General features: G+C 59.4%; 13 protein-coding genes. 6 read left to right on the top strand and 7 right to left on the bottom strand.

What is annotated here, in order from left to right; translation table 11 throughout:
* Nucleotides 1–2 precede the first annotated feature (2 nt).
* From ACK3SD_RS00875 to ulaA, 6 genes are read right to left on the bottom strand one after another with little or no spacing between them, the layout of a single operon-like run.
* On the bottom strand, nucleotides 3–695 hold the full coding sequence (locus ACK3SD_RS00875; RefSeq protein ID WP_481127590.1) for an L-ribulose-5-phosphate 4-epimerase: 693 nt from the start codon (nucleotides 693–695) through the stop codon (nucleotides 3–5).
* Between the two features lie 5 nt (nucleotides 696–700).
* Nucleotides 701–1,555: an L-ribulose-5-phosphate 3-epimerase gene (locus ACK3SD_RS00870; RefSeq protein ID WP_481126483.1), complete on the bottom strand. Its 855-nt coding sequence runs from the start codon at nucleotides 1,553–1,555 to the stop codon at nucleotides 701–703.
* Nucleotides 1,531–2,220, bottom strand: a complete 690-nt coding sequence (locus ACK3SD_RS00865) for a 3-keto-L-gulonate-6-phosphate decarboxylase UlaD (protein ID WP_481126482.1) — start codon at nucleotides 2,218–2,220, stop codon at nucleotides 1,531–1,533. The genes ACK3SD_RS00870 and ACK3SD_RS00865 overlap by 25 nt, the downstream gene beginning before the upstream one ends.
* Before the next feature lie 12 nt (nucleotides 2,221–2,232).
* Nucleotides 2,233–2,706: a PTS ascorbate transporter subunit IIA gene (gene ulaC, locus ACK3SD_RS00860; RefSeq protein WP_481126481.1), complete on the bottom strand. Its 474-nt coding sequence runs from the start codon at nucleotides 2,704–2,706 to the stop codon at nucleotides 2,233–2,235.
* A 10-nt stretch (nucleotides 2,707–2,716) separates the two neighbouring features.
* The gene (gene ulaB, locus ACK3SD_RS00855) at nucleotides 2,717–3,022 is read right to left on the bottom strand and encodes a PTS ascorbate transporter subunit IIB (protein WP_481126480.1); all 306 of its coding nucleotides are present in this window, start codon (nucleotides 3,020–3,022) and stop codon (nucleotides 2,717–2,719) included.
* Between the two features lie 12 nt (nucleotides 3,023–3,034).
* Nucleotides 3,035–4,432, bottom strand: a complete 1,398-nt coding sequence (gene ulaA / locus ACK3SD_RS00850; RefSeq protein ID WP_481126479.1) for a PTS ascorbate transporter subunit IIC — start codon at nucleotides 4,430–4,432, stop codon at nucleotides 3,035–3,037.
* A 425-nt stretch (nucleotides 4,433–4,857) separates the two neighbouring features.
* On the opposite strand from ulaA, the gene ulaG reads away from it, so the two are divergent.
* The 6 genes from ulaG to glpD all read left to right on the top strand — a co-directional run bounded on the left by ulaG (nucleotide 4,858) and on the right by glpD (nucleotide 11,541).
* A complete protein-coding gene (ulaG, locus tag ACK3SD_RS00845) occupies nucleotides 4,858–5,922 on the top strand; it encodes an L-ascorbate 6-phosphate lactonase (RefSeq protein ID WP_481126478.1) in 1,065 nt (354 codons plus the stop codon).
* Between the two features lie 109 nt (nucleotides 5,923–6,031).
* Nucleotides 6,032–6,787: an HTH-type transcriptional regulator UlaR gene (ulaR, locus tag ACK3SD_RS00840; RefSeq protein WP_137761870.1), complete on the top strand. Its 756-nt coding sequence runs from the start codon at nucleotides 6,032–6,034 to the stop codon at nucleotides 6,785–6,787.
* Nucleotides 6,788–6,899: 112 nt separating this feature from the next.
* Nucleotides 6,900–7,229, top strand: a complete 330-nt coding sequence (gene glpE / locus ACK3SD_RS00835; protein WP_481126477.1) for a thiosulfate sulfurtransferase GlpE — start codon at nucleotides 6,900–6,902, stop codon at nucleotides 7,227–7,229.
* A 922-nt stretch (nucleotides 7,230–8,151) separates the two neighbouring features.
* Nucleotides 8,152–8,985, top strand: coding sequence for a rhomboid family intramembrane serine protease GlpG (glpG, locus tag ACK3SD_RS00830; RefSeq protein ID WP_137761868.1), 834 nt, complete (start codon nucleotides 8,152–8,154; stop codon nucleotides 8,983–8,985).
* A gap of 29 nt (nucleotides 8,986–9,014) precedes the next feature.
* Entirely contained in the window at nucleotides 9,015–9,773 is a 759-nt protein-coding gene (locus tag ACK3SD_RS00825) for a DeoR/GlpR family transcriptional regulator (RefSeq protein ID WP_137761867.1), read from the top strand.
* A 256-nt stretch (nucleotides 9,774–10,029) separates the two neighbouring features.
* Nucleotides 10,030–11,541, top strand: coding sequence for a glycerol-3-phosphate dehydrogenase (glpD, locus tag ACK3SD_RS00820; protein ID WP_481126476.1), 1,512 nt, complete (start codon nucleotides 10,030–10,032; stop codon nucleotides 11,539–11,541).
* 55 nt (nucleotides 11,542–11,596) lie between these two features.
* On the opposite strand, the gene glgP is transcribed toward glpD, so the two are convergent.
* A complete protein-coding gene (glgP, locus tag ACK3SD_RS00815) occupies nucleotides 11,597–14,044 on the bottom strand; it encodes a glycogen phosphorylase (RefSeq protein ID WP_481126475.1) in 2,448 nt (815 codons plus the stop codon).
* Between the last annotated feature and the right edge of the window lie 31 nt (nucleotides 14,045–14,075).

Below are 14,075 nucleotides of genomic sequence, written 5' to 3'. Positions count from 1 at the left end.
TCTTAAGACTCCGACTGGCCGTAGTAGGCGGTGGCACCATGTTTGCGCAGGAAGTGTTTCTCCAGCAAAAAGGTATCCAACGGGCGCGGTGTCGGGTTAAGGCTGTGGGCAAGCCAGGCCATTTTCGCAACCTCCTCCAGCACCACCGCATTGTGTACCGCCTCATCCGGCGATCGCCCCCAGCAGAATGGGCCATGCTGGCTGACGACCACACCCGGCCTGAGCAGCGCCTCTGTCGGCCCGACGGTTTCAATGATCACCTGCCCGGTCTGCTGCTCATACTCCCCCTCTACTTCCCAGCGCCGCAGGGGGCGGGTGCAGGCGATCTCCCCAAAAAAGTAGTCGGCATGGGTGGTCCCCAACGCCGGGATCGCCCGCTCTGCCTGCGCCCAAGCAGTGGCATAGGTGGAGTGGGTATGCACGATGCCGCCCAGCGACGGATAGTGGCGATAGAGCGCCAGGTGGGTCGCGGTATCCGAGGAGGGCCGGTAGCGCCCCTCTACCACCTTGCCCGCCATATCCACCACGACCATATCCTCTGGACGGAGATGCTCATAGCGCACCCCGCTTGGCTTGATCACCATCCACTGCCGTGTGGGATCAATCCCGCTGACATTGCCCCAAGTAAAGGTCACCAGCCGATGGGCTGGCAGTGTCATGTTGGCCTCAAAGACTTGCTGTTTCAGTGCGTCCAATTCACTCATTTCTCGATCTCCAGTCCGGCGGCGCGCATCTTTTCACACACCCACTGCCGCGCGGCTTTGACCTCCGCAATTGGGTCAGGGGCGCTCTCGCTCCACATCTCAATCAGGTAAGGCCCGCGGTAGCCGCTGGCCCGCAGGGTGGCAAAACAGCGGGTGAAATCCACCACGCCCGCGCCAAACGGAACGTTCTTGAACTCCCCTGGCCGGGTATCTTTCACATGCACGGCGACGATATGGCCCGCCCCTGCCTCCAGCTCCATCTGCACGTCATGCTCCCACGCGGAGAGGTTGCCAATGTCCGGGTAGAGCTGGAACCAAGGGTTGTTCAGGTAGTGCGCATACCCCAACGCCTTGCTGATAGAGTTCATCAACGGGTAGTCCATGATCTCCATCGCCAGCGTCACCTGCGCCCGGCTGGCCAACTCTACCGCCTGCACCAGCCCCTCCCGGAAGCGCTCACGGGTGTGGTCATTCGCCTGCTGGTAGTAGACGTCATAACCAGCCAATTGGATCACCCGGATGCCGACATCCTGCGCCAGCCGGATCGCTTGTTGCAGGATCTCCAGCCCCTGGCTGCGTACCGTATCCTGCTCCGCGCCAAGCGGAAAGCGCCGGTGCGCGCTCAGGCAGAGAGAGGGCACCCGCACGCCGGTGTCTGCGATGGCTTTTACCAGCGCCAGCCGCTCCGCCGGTGTCCAGGAGAGCCGCGCCAGTCGGCGATCGGACTCATCCACTGACATCTCAACGAAATCAAACCCCAGCTCTGCCGCCAGTTGCAGACGCGCGCGCCAATCTTCTCCGCCCGGCAGCGCCTTTTCATAGATCCCTAGCGGGACTGCGCGGTGCAGCATGTCCCCTCCTGCCCCCAAAGCTGCTGGATGGTGCGTTTAAATTGGCGCGCCGCGGCCACCGGGTCGGCGGCGTCCCGGATACTGCGCCCGGCGATAAACACATGCACCGGGATTCCCTGGAACAGCGGCAGATCCTCCAGCGCCAGCCCGCCGGTGACGGTCACGTTGAAGCCCATATCGGCCAGCCGCCGGACGGCGTTAATGTCCGCGTCACTCCAGGCCGCCCCTGCCGCTTGCGCATCGCGGCTACGGTGGTAGACCACCTGACGGATGCCGGCGTCCCGCCAGTCGGCCGCCTGCTCCCACGTCCAGAAGCCCGTCAGTTCAATCTGCACATCCCCGCCATACTCCTTGGCGACCGCCAGCGCGCCCTTCGCGGTATTGATGTCAGCGCAGCAGATCACGGTGATCCAGTCGGCATGGGCCTCAAAGCACATGCGCGCCAGAATCTGGCCGGCATCCGCGATTTTGGCGTCAGCCAGCACGATTTTTTCCGGGTAGAGGGCCTTCAGGTCACGCACCGCCCGCACCCCCTCTGCCACGCAGAGAATGGTGCCGACCTCAATGATATCGACCTCTGGGGCAATCAGCCGGGTCGTACGGTAGGCGTCGCTCAGGGAGTGGTTATCCAGCGCCACCTGCAACAGGGGTAAAGCATGAGTCATGGTACTGCTCCTTTATCGGGCGGCCGCGGCCGCAGAGGTTTCATCGATTAGCGCCAGCACGTCCTCTTCGGTGCGGCAGGCGCGCAAGCGGTCAAAATTGGCCTCATCCTCAAACAGGTTCACCACCTGCATAATCCCAACCTCTTGGTGCGTTTGGGCATTTACTGCCGCCAGCGTGATCAGGATATCAACCGGGTCATTCTCTTCATGGTTGAACACCAGCGGCGTTTTGAGCGTCACCAAGGCAAAGCCCGTGCGCTTCACCCCCTCCTCCGGCCGGCCGTGGGGCATCGCCAGTCCGGGGGCAATCACAAAGTAGGGGCCGAAACGCGCCACGCCATCCAAAATCGCCTGATAGTAGCGCGGCTCTACCACCTCGGCGCGCACCAGCAGATCCACGCCGATTTTTACCGCCTCCTGCCAGGTGGCCGCTTCCGCCTGTAAGGCGATGGAGTGGTTCTCCGCCAAAGAATCTCGCAGTTTCATGGTTGCGCCCTCACACCAAATCGGCCGGGAAGTGTTCACCAATCACCGCCATCAACTTCGGCCCAAAGTCCTCGGCAGAAAGCATATTGCGAACCCCCACCACATATTTATTGCCGCTGACGGTGATCTCATCCGCCACGTGGGTGGAGGCGATGATGATGTCCGCGCTGCCCAGCTCCGATTTGTACTCACCGACCGCGCAACTATTGACGCTATGGTTCACCCCTTGCTGCGTCAGGAACTGCCCAACCTTGAGCTTCATGATCATGGAGCTACCCTGTCCGTTACCACACACTGCCAGAATGCGTACTGTCATCGTTGTGTCTCCTTAATGTGCCGAAGAGTGTGTAACCTTGTGTTGTGCGTCCTCCTCGGCGCGCAGTGCGCGGCCAGCGAAGAACATATAAAGCAGTGCAATTAGCACGATAACGCCCATAAACCACAGTCCGGTGGCCAAGCCCTGCATCAGGGGTGGCGCCAGGATTGACCAGTCCGCCATGCCCATCCAGGCACTGAGGCCGGTCAGTTTTACCGCCCAGACGCAGCCGAATATCTCCACCATGCCCATCACCAGACAGATCTTCAGCGCTGCGCGCCAGCCGCCAAAGTGGTTGGCAAACACGCCAATGGTGGCGTTGGAGAAAAACATCGGGATAAAGCCGGGAATGATCATGATGGAGGAGCCGATCGCCAGCAGGATGCCAACCGCAATCAACTGCCCGATGGTGCCCCACATAAAGCCCCACACCACCGCGTTCGGCGCGAAGCTGTAGATGGCGGCGCAGTCGATGGCCAGCACCGCGCCAGGAATCAGCCGCTGTGAGATGCCGTTGAATGCCTCGGTCAACTCGGCAACAAACATGCGTACACCCTGCACGATGATGAAAATCGCCACCGCGAACATCAGGCCGGTTTGCAGGATGTAAATGGACCAGTGAGTCTTGCCGGCCATCGCTTGCAGCGTATCAAGGCCGAAGGAGCAGAGGATGATGCCGAAGAACAGCGTCATCACAATGGCCGTGGAGACGATGTTGTCATGGAAGATATTGAGCCAGCCGGGCAACTTGAGATCCTCCACGCTCTCCTCTTTTTTGCCCAACCAGGGCGCTGTCTTATAGGCCAGCCAGGCGGCAAACTGCTGCTGGTGCCCGATGGAGAAGCCGCAGTCGTCGGTCACCTCCTGCGTCGGTTTGTACATCATGTTGGAGGTGATACCCCAGTAGAGGGAGACCAGCAGCGCGGTACACAGAATGGTTGTCCACATGCCGTAGCCGAGGATATAGAAGAACACCGCAATCAACCCGGCCTGCTGGAACATGATGTGGCCGGTGAGCATGATGGTGCGGATGCCGGTCAGGCGGCGCAGCAGCACGTAAATGATGTTGAGCGCCAGTGCCAGCAACACGGCATAGCCGACCCAGCTATAGGCGTCGCCCATCCGTTCGATGGTCGCCATCATGGAGGCATAAGTGTCGGAGATGGCGCCGTTGATGCCATACACCTCGGACAACTTGGCCACCACCGGCTTGAAGGTGCTGGTCAGGATGCCAGAACCGGCCTGCAACAGCATAAAGCCGATGATGGTTTTCAGCGTGCCTTTGATAATGACCGCCGCACTCTTACGCAGCAGTAAATACCCCAGTAGCGTAACCAGCCCCAGCAGCAGCGGTGCGTTGGTCATTACCTGGTTAAAGAAGATTGTAAACAGGGTGTAGAGGGTTTCCATAAAGCTCTCCATGAGAAAGCATTCAGTAGACGTTCGTTGTCTGGCAGAGCGCTCGATCCTTCTCAGCCAGAGGCGGACCACACATAAAGTCCGGGCACTCTACCGCTCAACAATCATCACCAAAAGATCATTTGTGATTATTTGTGAGCGCGCTCGCAAGACCCATTTCCCCCTGCCACGCCCCACCTTGATAAACCAAGGAAAACCCTTCATTAAATAACTGTTTTACATGGTTAAAAGAGGCATTATCTTTTAAAGTTATCAATCATCTCTTTCTGGGAGAGGGCGCGAAAAAAGCCGTTAGCCGCATTGTAAGCGGCAAAAAACGGTGCTAGATTCCTCGCAAAATAATCAGATTCAATCTTTTTATGATTGAATTTGATTACCGTGCTGTTAGGCTTTGACCAACCTGATGAGGTGATGCGATGAGTAAAGTAATGACGATCAGCCGCGAGTCCTGGATCCTGAGTACCTTCCTGGAGTGGGGCAGCTGGCTGAATGAAGAGATCGAGCAGGAGCAGGTCGCGCCCGGTACCTTTGCCATGTGGTGGCTGGGCTGTACCGGGATCTGGCTGAAATCCGAGGGCGGCGCCAACCTGTGCGTGGATTTCTGGTGTGGCACCGGCAAGCAGAGCCACCGCAACCCGCTGATGAAGGAGGGTCACCAGATGCAGCGTATGGCGGGGGTGAAAAAGTTGCAGCCCAACCTGCGCACTACCCCGTTTGTGCTGGATCCCTTTGCGATCCGCCAGATCGATGCGGTGCTCGCCACGCACGATCATAACGATCACATTGATGTGAATGTGGCGGCCGCAGTGATGCAGAATTGCGATCCCACGGTGCCCTTCATTGGGCCGCAGACCTGTGTCGATCTCTGGATCAGCTGGGGGGTGCCGGCGGCGCGCTGCATTGTAATGACGCCCGGCAGCGTCGTGCGGATCAAGGATGTGGAGATCCATGCCCTTGAAGCTTTTGACCGTACGGCACTGATTACCCTGCCAGCGGAGCAGAAGGCGGCGGGCGTGCTGCCGGATGGCATGGATGCCCGTGCCGTCAACTATCTGTTCAAAACGCCGGGCGGCACGCTCTACCATAGCGGCGATTCGCACTACTCCAACTACTACGCCAAACATGGCAATGAGCACCAGATTGATGTGGCGCTAGGCTCCTACGGTGAAAACCCACGCGGTGTGACGGACAAGATGACCAGTGCAGACATTCTGCGCATGGCGGAGGCGCTGAATGCCAAGGTGGTGATGCCGTTCCATCATGATATCTGGTCCAACTTCCAGGCAGACCCACAGGAGATTCGTGTGCTGTGGGAGATGAAAAAAGACCGGCTGCGTTATGGTTTCAAGCCCTATATCTGGCAGGTGGGCGGCAAATTCACCTGGCCGCTGGATAAGGACAATTTTGAGTACCACTACCCGCGCGGGTTTGAGGACTGCTTTAGCCAGGAGCCGGATCTGCCCTTTACCTCGTTCCTGTAAGTGATGCTGAAAGGGTGCCGGGCGCATGGGCGGCCAGCGAATTGTGAATACTCATGCGTGTGATGCTCGCGTATAATCACCGGATAATCACTATCCCCGCGGAGCAATCATGACAGAGGCACAACGACACAACGCAATTCTTGGGCTGCTTCAGCGTCAGGGACAGCTCTCAGTGGCGGAGGTGATCGCGCAATTTTCTATCTCCCCTGCCACGGCGCGCCGTGACATCACCAAGCTGAATGAACTGGGCAAATTGCGCAAAGTGCGGAATGGGGCGGAGGCGATCACTGCCCCCCGGCAGGCCTGGACGCCGCTGAATATCCATCAGGCGGAGCATCTGGATGAGAAGGTGCGGATTGCCAGGGCGGCGGCGGCGCTCTGTCGCCCTGAGCAGAGTGTGGTGATCAACTGCGGCTCCACGGCGTTCCTGCTGGGCCAGGAGATCTGTGGCAAGCCGGTACAGGTGATCACCAACTACCTGCCGCTGGCTAACTACCTGATTGAGCAGGAGCATGAGAGCGTGGTCATCATGGGCGGGCAGTACAACAAAAGTCAGGCGATCACGCTGGCACCGCAAGAGGGGGACGCCACCCTCTATGCTGGCCACTGGATGTTTACCAGCGGCAGCGGCCTGACGGCGGACGGCCTCTATAAAAGCGATATGTTGACGGCGATGGCGGAACAAAAAATGCTGAACTACATCGGCAAGCTGGCGGTGCTGGTCGATAGCAGCAAGCTCGGCCAGCGGGCGGGTATGCTGTTTAGCCGCACCGAGCAGATTAGCGTCGTGATTACCGGGCGTGACGCGGCACCGGCCATTGTCGAGCAGCTGCGGGCGCAGCAGGTTGAGGTGATGCTGGTATAACGGCCCGCTGGCCTTTTCTGTTTACCCTTACCCTTTAGCGGGTCTTGGCAGCGAAGAAATTGGGTACACTGGTCGTGAGTTCCCTTTTTCGCTTTTTAGAGGCATCCGCTGTATGGAACAGTTCGAAGCAATCAGCGTTGAGCAGGCGCACACCCGTCTTAATCAGGGTGAGGCGGTGCTGGTGGATATCCGCGATCCGCAAAGTTTTGAGACGGGGCATGCACCCGGTGCTATTCACTTGACCAATGCCAATCTGGGCACGTTTATCGAACAGACCGCGCCCTCCACGCCCGTCATGGTGATGTGCTACCACGGCATCAGCAGCCGCAATGCCGCGCAGTACCTGCTGACCCAAGGCTATAACGCGGTCTACAGCATTGATGGCGGTTTTGAAGCCTGGGCGCGTAGCTTCCCGGACGCGGTAGACACCGGCCACGGCTAACCCTGCCAACTGGGTATACGGCACCCGCGCCCGCAGGTGCCGCACCGCCCGGCAACCTTTACGGCAGCCCCTTTTGCTGTCGTATTACCAGTGGCGTTTCTAGCGACTGATTTGGCCCGATGCCTCTGCCATGCCCTTTGTCTGAAGCAGCTGTATGGCTGGTAGCGTGTCTGGCTCGGTGTATCTGCCAACCCCTGTCTAGAGCCGCCGCCCATCCGGTGGGGTGCCCGAATGGGCTGGTTTTCCATGCCCTCTATCTGGAACCACCGCATGGCTGGTAGTGTTTCTGGCAACTGATTTGGCCCGGTGCCTCTGCCATGCCCTTTGTCTGAAGCAGCTGTATGGCCGGTAGCGTGTCTGGATCGGTGCTCTCTGTCTGGAGCCGTATGCCCGGCGGAGTTTTCGAGCCGGTGCATCTGCCAGCCTTCCGTCTGGGACCACCGCTCGCGAGGCACTTGTTGGCCATCTCGTCGTGCTGAATGCAGCGCTCTATATTGCGTCATGACATGATGACCGGTGATGGGTTCGCGGGCGACTTTGGACATCAAGCAAATCACTCACGCCTCGCTATGTTGCCGCGCGCTGCGGCAGCCTGCTCCTTTGTGCCACCGTCTGGCCGGTGGCGTTTTTAGGTGACACACTCCCTCTGGCCTTTATTGCCCTGCCCGCTTTCTCCTGAATTAACTGGCTGCTATGGTCGCTAGCGCTACACGACCTGTGGCTGGCTCTCCATTGATCACGATATTTTTATGGCTTGTGCTTCTGGCATCACGATAGAAATGTGAGCCACGGCATAAGGTGGAAAGCGTACAATACAGCCTGACGGCGGGCAGTTATACTCTGCCAGGCCAGGGGCCTGATGGTGAATCATGGCCTGGAATCAATCTGTTAAACCATTGCCGCGAGGGGTTGTAAATAAACTATGGTAAGAATAATGGCGTTCTCCAACCCGCGGGCGGCGCAGGCATTTATCGACTACATGGCCACGCAGGGCATCAAGCTGGAGATGCGGCCACAGGGGCAGGAAGTTGAACTGTGGCTGAATGAAGAGTCACGGCTGGGGGAGGTGGAGCAGCATCTGGCGGCATTTTTGCGTGAGCCGTTCCACCCGCGTTACCAGGAGGCAAGCTGGCGCGCTGGCCAGTCCAACCACACGCTCTCCTATCCGCGCTACAGCTATCTGGCGCGCATCCGCAGCCAGGCCGGGCCGCTGACACTCTCCGTGATGGTGCTGAGCATCCTGATCTACCTGCTGATGCCGGTGGTGGGCGGCGACCGCCTGATGAACTGGCTCGGCTGGCCAGCGGACAGCAGCCAATACTGGCAACTGTGGCGCTGGGTCAGCCATGCGCTGCTCCACTTCTCGCCGCTGCATATCCTGTTCAACCTGCTCTGGTGGTGGTATCTGGCCGGGCCGCTGGAGAAGCGTTTCGGCAGTGGCAAGCTGGCGACCATCGCGCTGGTGTCGGCCTTCTTCAGTGGCTGGGCGCAGTCGCTCTATAGCGGCATCTATTTTGGTGGCCTCTCCGGCGTGGTCTACGCGCTGATGGGCTATGTCTGGCTGACCGGCGAGCTGGCACCCAAGGCGGGCATTGCGCTGCCGCGCGGCCTGATGGTGTTCTCGCTGGTTTGGCTGGTCGCTGGCTATTTTGATATTTTTGGCTTGGCAATTGCCAACGCCGCCCACGTTGCCGGGTTGATCCTCGGCCTGATGATGGCCCTTAAGGATGTACGCAGCCTGCGTGGGCCGCGCTAATCCTGGCCGGATGTTTTCAGAGGTGTAATGTGAAGCAAACGCAGCGTCATGACGCAATTATTGAAATGGTGCGTCAGCAGGGATATGTCAGTACCGAGGAGCTGGTGGAGCACTTCGCCGTCAGCCCACAAACTATCCGCCGCGATCTGAACGATCTGGCAGACCAGAATAAGATCCAGCGCCACCACGGCGGGGCGGCCCTGCCCTCCAGTTCGGTCAATGCCGCCTACCATGACCGCAAGGTGATGTGGTCAACGGAGAAGGCGCGCATCGCCGAACGGGTCGCCAGCCAGATCCCGGATGGCGCCACCCTGTTCATTGATATTGGCACCACGCCGGAGGCGGTGGCCCATGCCCTGCTCAACCATAAGAACCTGCGGGTGGTGACCAACAACCTGAACGTCGCTACCCTGCTGACCGCCAAGGAGGACTTCCGCCTGATTTTGGCGGGTGGCGAGGTGCGCACCCGCGACGGCGGCATTATTGGCGAGGCGACGCTCGACTTTATCTCCCAGTTCCGGCTCGATTACGGCATTCTTGGCATCAGCGGCATTGATATGGATGGCTCGCTACTGGAGTTTGACTACCATGAGGTGCGCACCAAGCGCGCGATCATCGAGAACTCCCGCTGCGTAATGCTGGTCACCGACCACTCCAAGTTTGGCCGCAACGCGATGGTCAACTTGGGCAACATGAATCTGATCGACTACCTGTTCACCGACCAGATGCCGCCCGCCAGCGTAATGAAGATTATTGAGCAGCACGACGTGCAGCTCGAACTCTGCTGATCCGTCCTCCCGCCTGATTTTTCCCCGGCTTTTCCCCCTGTCCCGGCCCTGTGCCGGGGCAGGTTCGAACCTGCGCCTTTCTGATTACCTTGACTGCTCAATGGGTTAACCCGCGCTTTTGCGCCAAAAATGTTACCCACATCACGCATAAATGTTTTTATTTGGTTAAGTCTTGGCTTATTTGATGGTTTCCGAGTACAATTATGAGCGAAAACGAACATTAAAGAACTGTTGCGAACATCTGGAGGAAGATGACGTGGAAACCAAAGACTTGATCGTGATCGGTGGCGGCATCAACGGTGCTGGCATCGCAGCCGACGCTGCCGGACGCGGGCTATCCGTACTGCTGCTGGAAGCGCAAGACTTGGCCTGTGCCACCTCTTCTGCCAGCTCAAAACTGATCCACGGCGGGTTGCGCTACCTGGAGCATTACGAGTTCCGTCTGGTGAGTGAGGCGCTGGCGGAGCGTGAGGTGTTGCTGAAACTGGCCCCGCACATCGCTTTCCCGATGCGCTTCCGCCTACCACACCGCCCGCACCTGCGCCCGGCCTGGATGATCCGCACCGGCCTGTTCCTTTACGACCATTTGGGCAAACGCACCAGCCTACCGGCGAGCAAAAGCTTGCGCTTTGGCGCGGACTCGGTGCTGAAACCGGAAATTACGCGCGGTTTCGAATATTCCGACTGCTGGGTGGATGACGCCCGTCTGGTGGTCTTGAACGCGCAGGAAGTGGAGCGCCGTGGCGGTGAGGTGCGTACCCGCACCAAAGTGACCTCCGCGCGCCGCGAAAATGGCCTGTGGGTGGTGGAAGCGCAAGACGTCGAGAGCGGCAAAACCTTTACCTGCCGCGCGCGTGGCCTGGTCAACGCCACTGGCCCGTGGGTGAAAAACCTGTTCGACGATGGCCTGAAGCTGAAGTCCCCGTATGGCATCCGCCTGATCAAGGGCAGCCACATTGTGGTGCCGCGCGTGCACAACCAGAAGCAGGCCTACATTCTGCAAAACGAAGATAACCGTATCGTGTTTGTGATCCCGTGGATGGAGGACTACTCCATCATCGGCACCACCGACGTGGAGTACAAAGGTGATCCGAAGAAAGTGCAGATCGATGATAAAGAGAAGGATTACCTGCTGAAGGTGTACAACACCCACTTCAAGAAGCAGCTGACCCGTCAGGACATCGTCTGGACTTACTCCGGCGTGCGCCCGCTGTGTGATGATGAGTCCGACTCACCGCAGGCCATCACCCGTGACTACACGCTGGATGTGCAGGATGACAACGGCCAGACGCCGCTGCTGTCAGTGTTCGGCGGCAAGCTGACCACCTACCGCAAGCTAGCGGAACATGCGCTGGAGAAGCTGGCGAAATACTACCCGAAAGCTGGCCCGGCCTGGACCAAAAATGGCTCGCTGCCGGGGGGCGACATCGGCAACGACCGTGACGCCTATGCCGCTGCCCTGCGCCGCGAGCGCAACTGGTTGCCGGAGTCGCTGGCGCGCCGCCTGACCAACACCTACGGCAGCCACAGTGAATTGATTCTGGCCGGTGCCAACAGTCTGGCCGATCTGGGCGAAGATTTTGGCCATCACTTCACCGAAGCGGAACTGCGCTATCTGGTGGAGAAAGAGTGGGTGCGTGAACTGGATGACGCCATCTGGCGCCGTACCAAGATGGGGATGCGGCTGGACAAGGCGCAGCAGCAGCGCGTCGCCGAGTGGCTGGCCCGCCACACCACGCCCGAAAAGAGCCTGTCACTGGCCTCCTAAGCCGGGCAGATAAAAAAAGGGAGAGACCGAGGTCTCTCCTTTTTTGTTGGGATAGTTATAGCTTGATCGGCTTAATGTTCCAAATCTCGTCGGCGTACTCCTTGATGGTACGATCCGCAGAGAAGTAGCCCATGTTGGCGATGTTCAGCAGGGCGCGGCGCGTCCACTCCTCCGGCTGCTGGTACAGCTCATCCACCTTGTCCTGTGTGTCCACGTAGCTGCGGTAGTCGGCCAGCAATTGGTAGTAGTCGCCCAGGTTGACCAGCGAGTCGAACAGGTTGCTGTAGCGTTTTGGCTCCTCGGAGCTAAAGACGCCGGTGGCAATCTGCGTCAGCACCTGATGCAGCTCATGATCCTGCTCGTAGTACTGGTGCGGGTTGTAGCCGGTGCGACGCAGCTCCTCCACCTGCTCGGTGGTGTTGCCGAAGATGAAGATATTCTCCTCGCCGACGTGCTCCAGCATCTCGACGTTTGCGCCGTCGAGCGTGCCGATGGTGAGCGCACCGTTCAGGGCAAATTTCATGTTGCTGGTGCCGGAGGCCTCGGTGCCCGCCAGTGAAATCTGCTCCGAGAGATCCGCCGCCGGGATGATGAGCTGTGCCAGGCTGACGCTGTAGTTCGGGATGAACACCACCTTCAGCTTGGCCTGTGAGCGCGGATCATTGTTGATCACCTTCGCCACGTCATTGATCAACCGAATGATCTGCTTCGCGGCGTAGTAAGCCGAGGCGGCCTTGCCGGCGAAGATCACCGTGCGCGGCACCCAATCTTTCTCCGGCTCCGCCAGAATGCGGTTATAGCGGGTGATCACATGCAGCACGTTGAGCAGCTGGCGTTTGTACTCATGGATACGCTTGATCTGCACGTCAAACATCGAGGCGGCGTTGACCACCGTGTTGAGCTGCCGGGCGATGTAGATTGCCAGCCGGCGCTTGTTCTCCAGCTTGGCCTTCTGCAACGCCTGCAAGAAGCTGGGGTAGTCAGCGTTCTGTTTCAGTTCGGCCAACTGGCTGAGATCGGTGCGCCAGGTCTGGCCGATGCTGTCATCGAGTACCGAGGCCAGCGACGGGTTGGCCAGCGCTACCCAGCGGCGCGGCGTGACGCCGTTGGTTTTGTTGCAGAAGCGATCCGGGAACAGGCGCGCGAAGTCCGCGAACAGCGACTGCACCATCAGTTCCGAGTGCAGCACCGACACGCCGTTGACCTTGTGGCTGGCGATCACCGCCAGCCACGCCATGCGCACCCGGCGGCCATGCCCCTCATCAATGATCGACACCCGCGCCAGCAGATCGACATCATCCGGCGACTGTTCGGTCACGAACTTCAGGAAGTTATCATTGATCTCGAAGATCAGTTGCAGGTGGCGCGGCAGGATCTTGCCGAGCATGTCCACCGGCCAGGTCTCCAGCGCCTCGCTCATCAGCGTGTGGTTGGTGTAGGAGAAGACCTGGCTGGTCACCTCCCACGCTTTCTGCCAGCTGAATTTGTGCTCGTCGATCAGCAGCCGCATCAGCTCCGGGATCGCCAGCACCGGGTGGGTGTCATTCAGGTGGATGGCGATCTTCTCCGCCAGGTTCTCGAAGGTCTGGTGCATCATCCAGTGGCGGTTGAGGATGTCCTGCACGGTGGCGGAGACCAAAAAGTACTCCTGTCGCAGCCGCAGCTCGCGGCCCGAGTAGGTAGAGTCATCTGGGTAGAGCACCCGCGACACGTTCTCCGAGTGGTTTTTGTCCTCCACCGCCGCGAAGTAGTCGCCTTGGTTGAACTTGCCGAGGTTGATCTCATTACTCGCCTGCGCACCCCACAGCCGCAGGGTGTTGGCGGCGTCGGTGTCAAAGCCGGGGATCACCTGATCGTAGGCGCAGGCCAGAATCTCCTCCGTCTCCAGCCAGCGGGTTTTGGTGCCCTCCTGCTGGATGCGGCCGCCGAAGCGCACTTTGTAGCGGGTGTTGTGGCGCGGGAACTCCCACGGGTTGCCATACTCCAGCCAGTTGTCCGGCGACTCCGCCTGCTGGCCGTGGACAATCTTCTGCGCGAACATGCCGTACTCATAGCGGATGCCGTAGCCGCGCCCCGGCAGGCCGAGGGTCGCCAACGAGTCGAGGAAGCAGGCCGCCAGCCGCCCCAGACCGCCGTTGCCGAGGCCGGGGTCGTTCTCCTCCTCAATCAGCTCCGCCAGATCCAGCCCCATCTCGCTCAGCGCCTGCTTGAGATCGTCATAGATGCCCATCGATAGCAGGGCGTTGGAGAGGGTACGCCCCAGCAAAAACTCCATCGACAGGTAGTAGACTTGGCGCACATCCTGCGAAAGCTGGGCGCGGTTGGAGCGCAGCCAGCGCTCCACCATCCGGTCGCGCACCGCATAGAGTGAGGCGTTCAGCCAGTCGTGCTTGTTGGCGATTGAGGGGTCTTTGCCAATCATGAACATCAGTTTGTAGGCAATGGAGTGTTTCAACGCTTCGACACTGATGGTCGGCGAAGTGTAGTTAAAAGGTGAAGTCATAGCGTTTCCCATCCACGTGAGTAGTGCCACC

It is taken from the genome of Chimaeribacter sp. YP20170169, from assembly GCF_056739715.1.
This window is presented reverse-complemented; position numbering and strand designations above follow the sequence as displayed.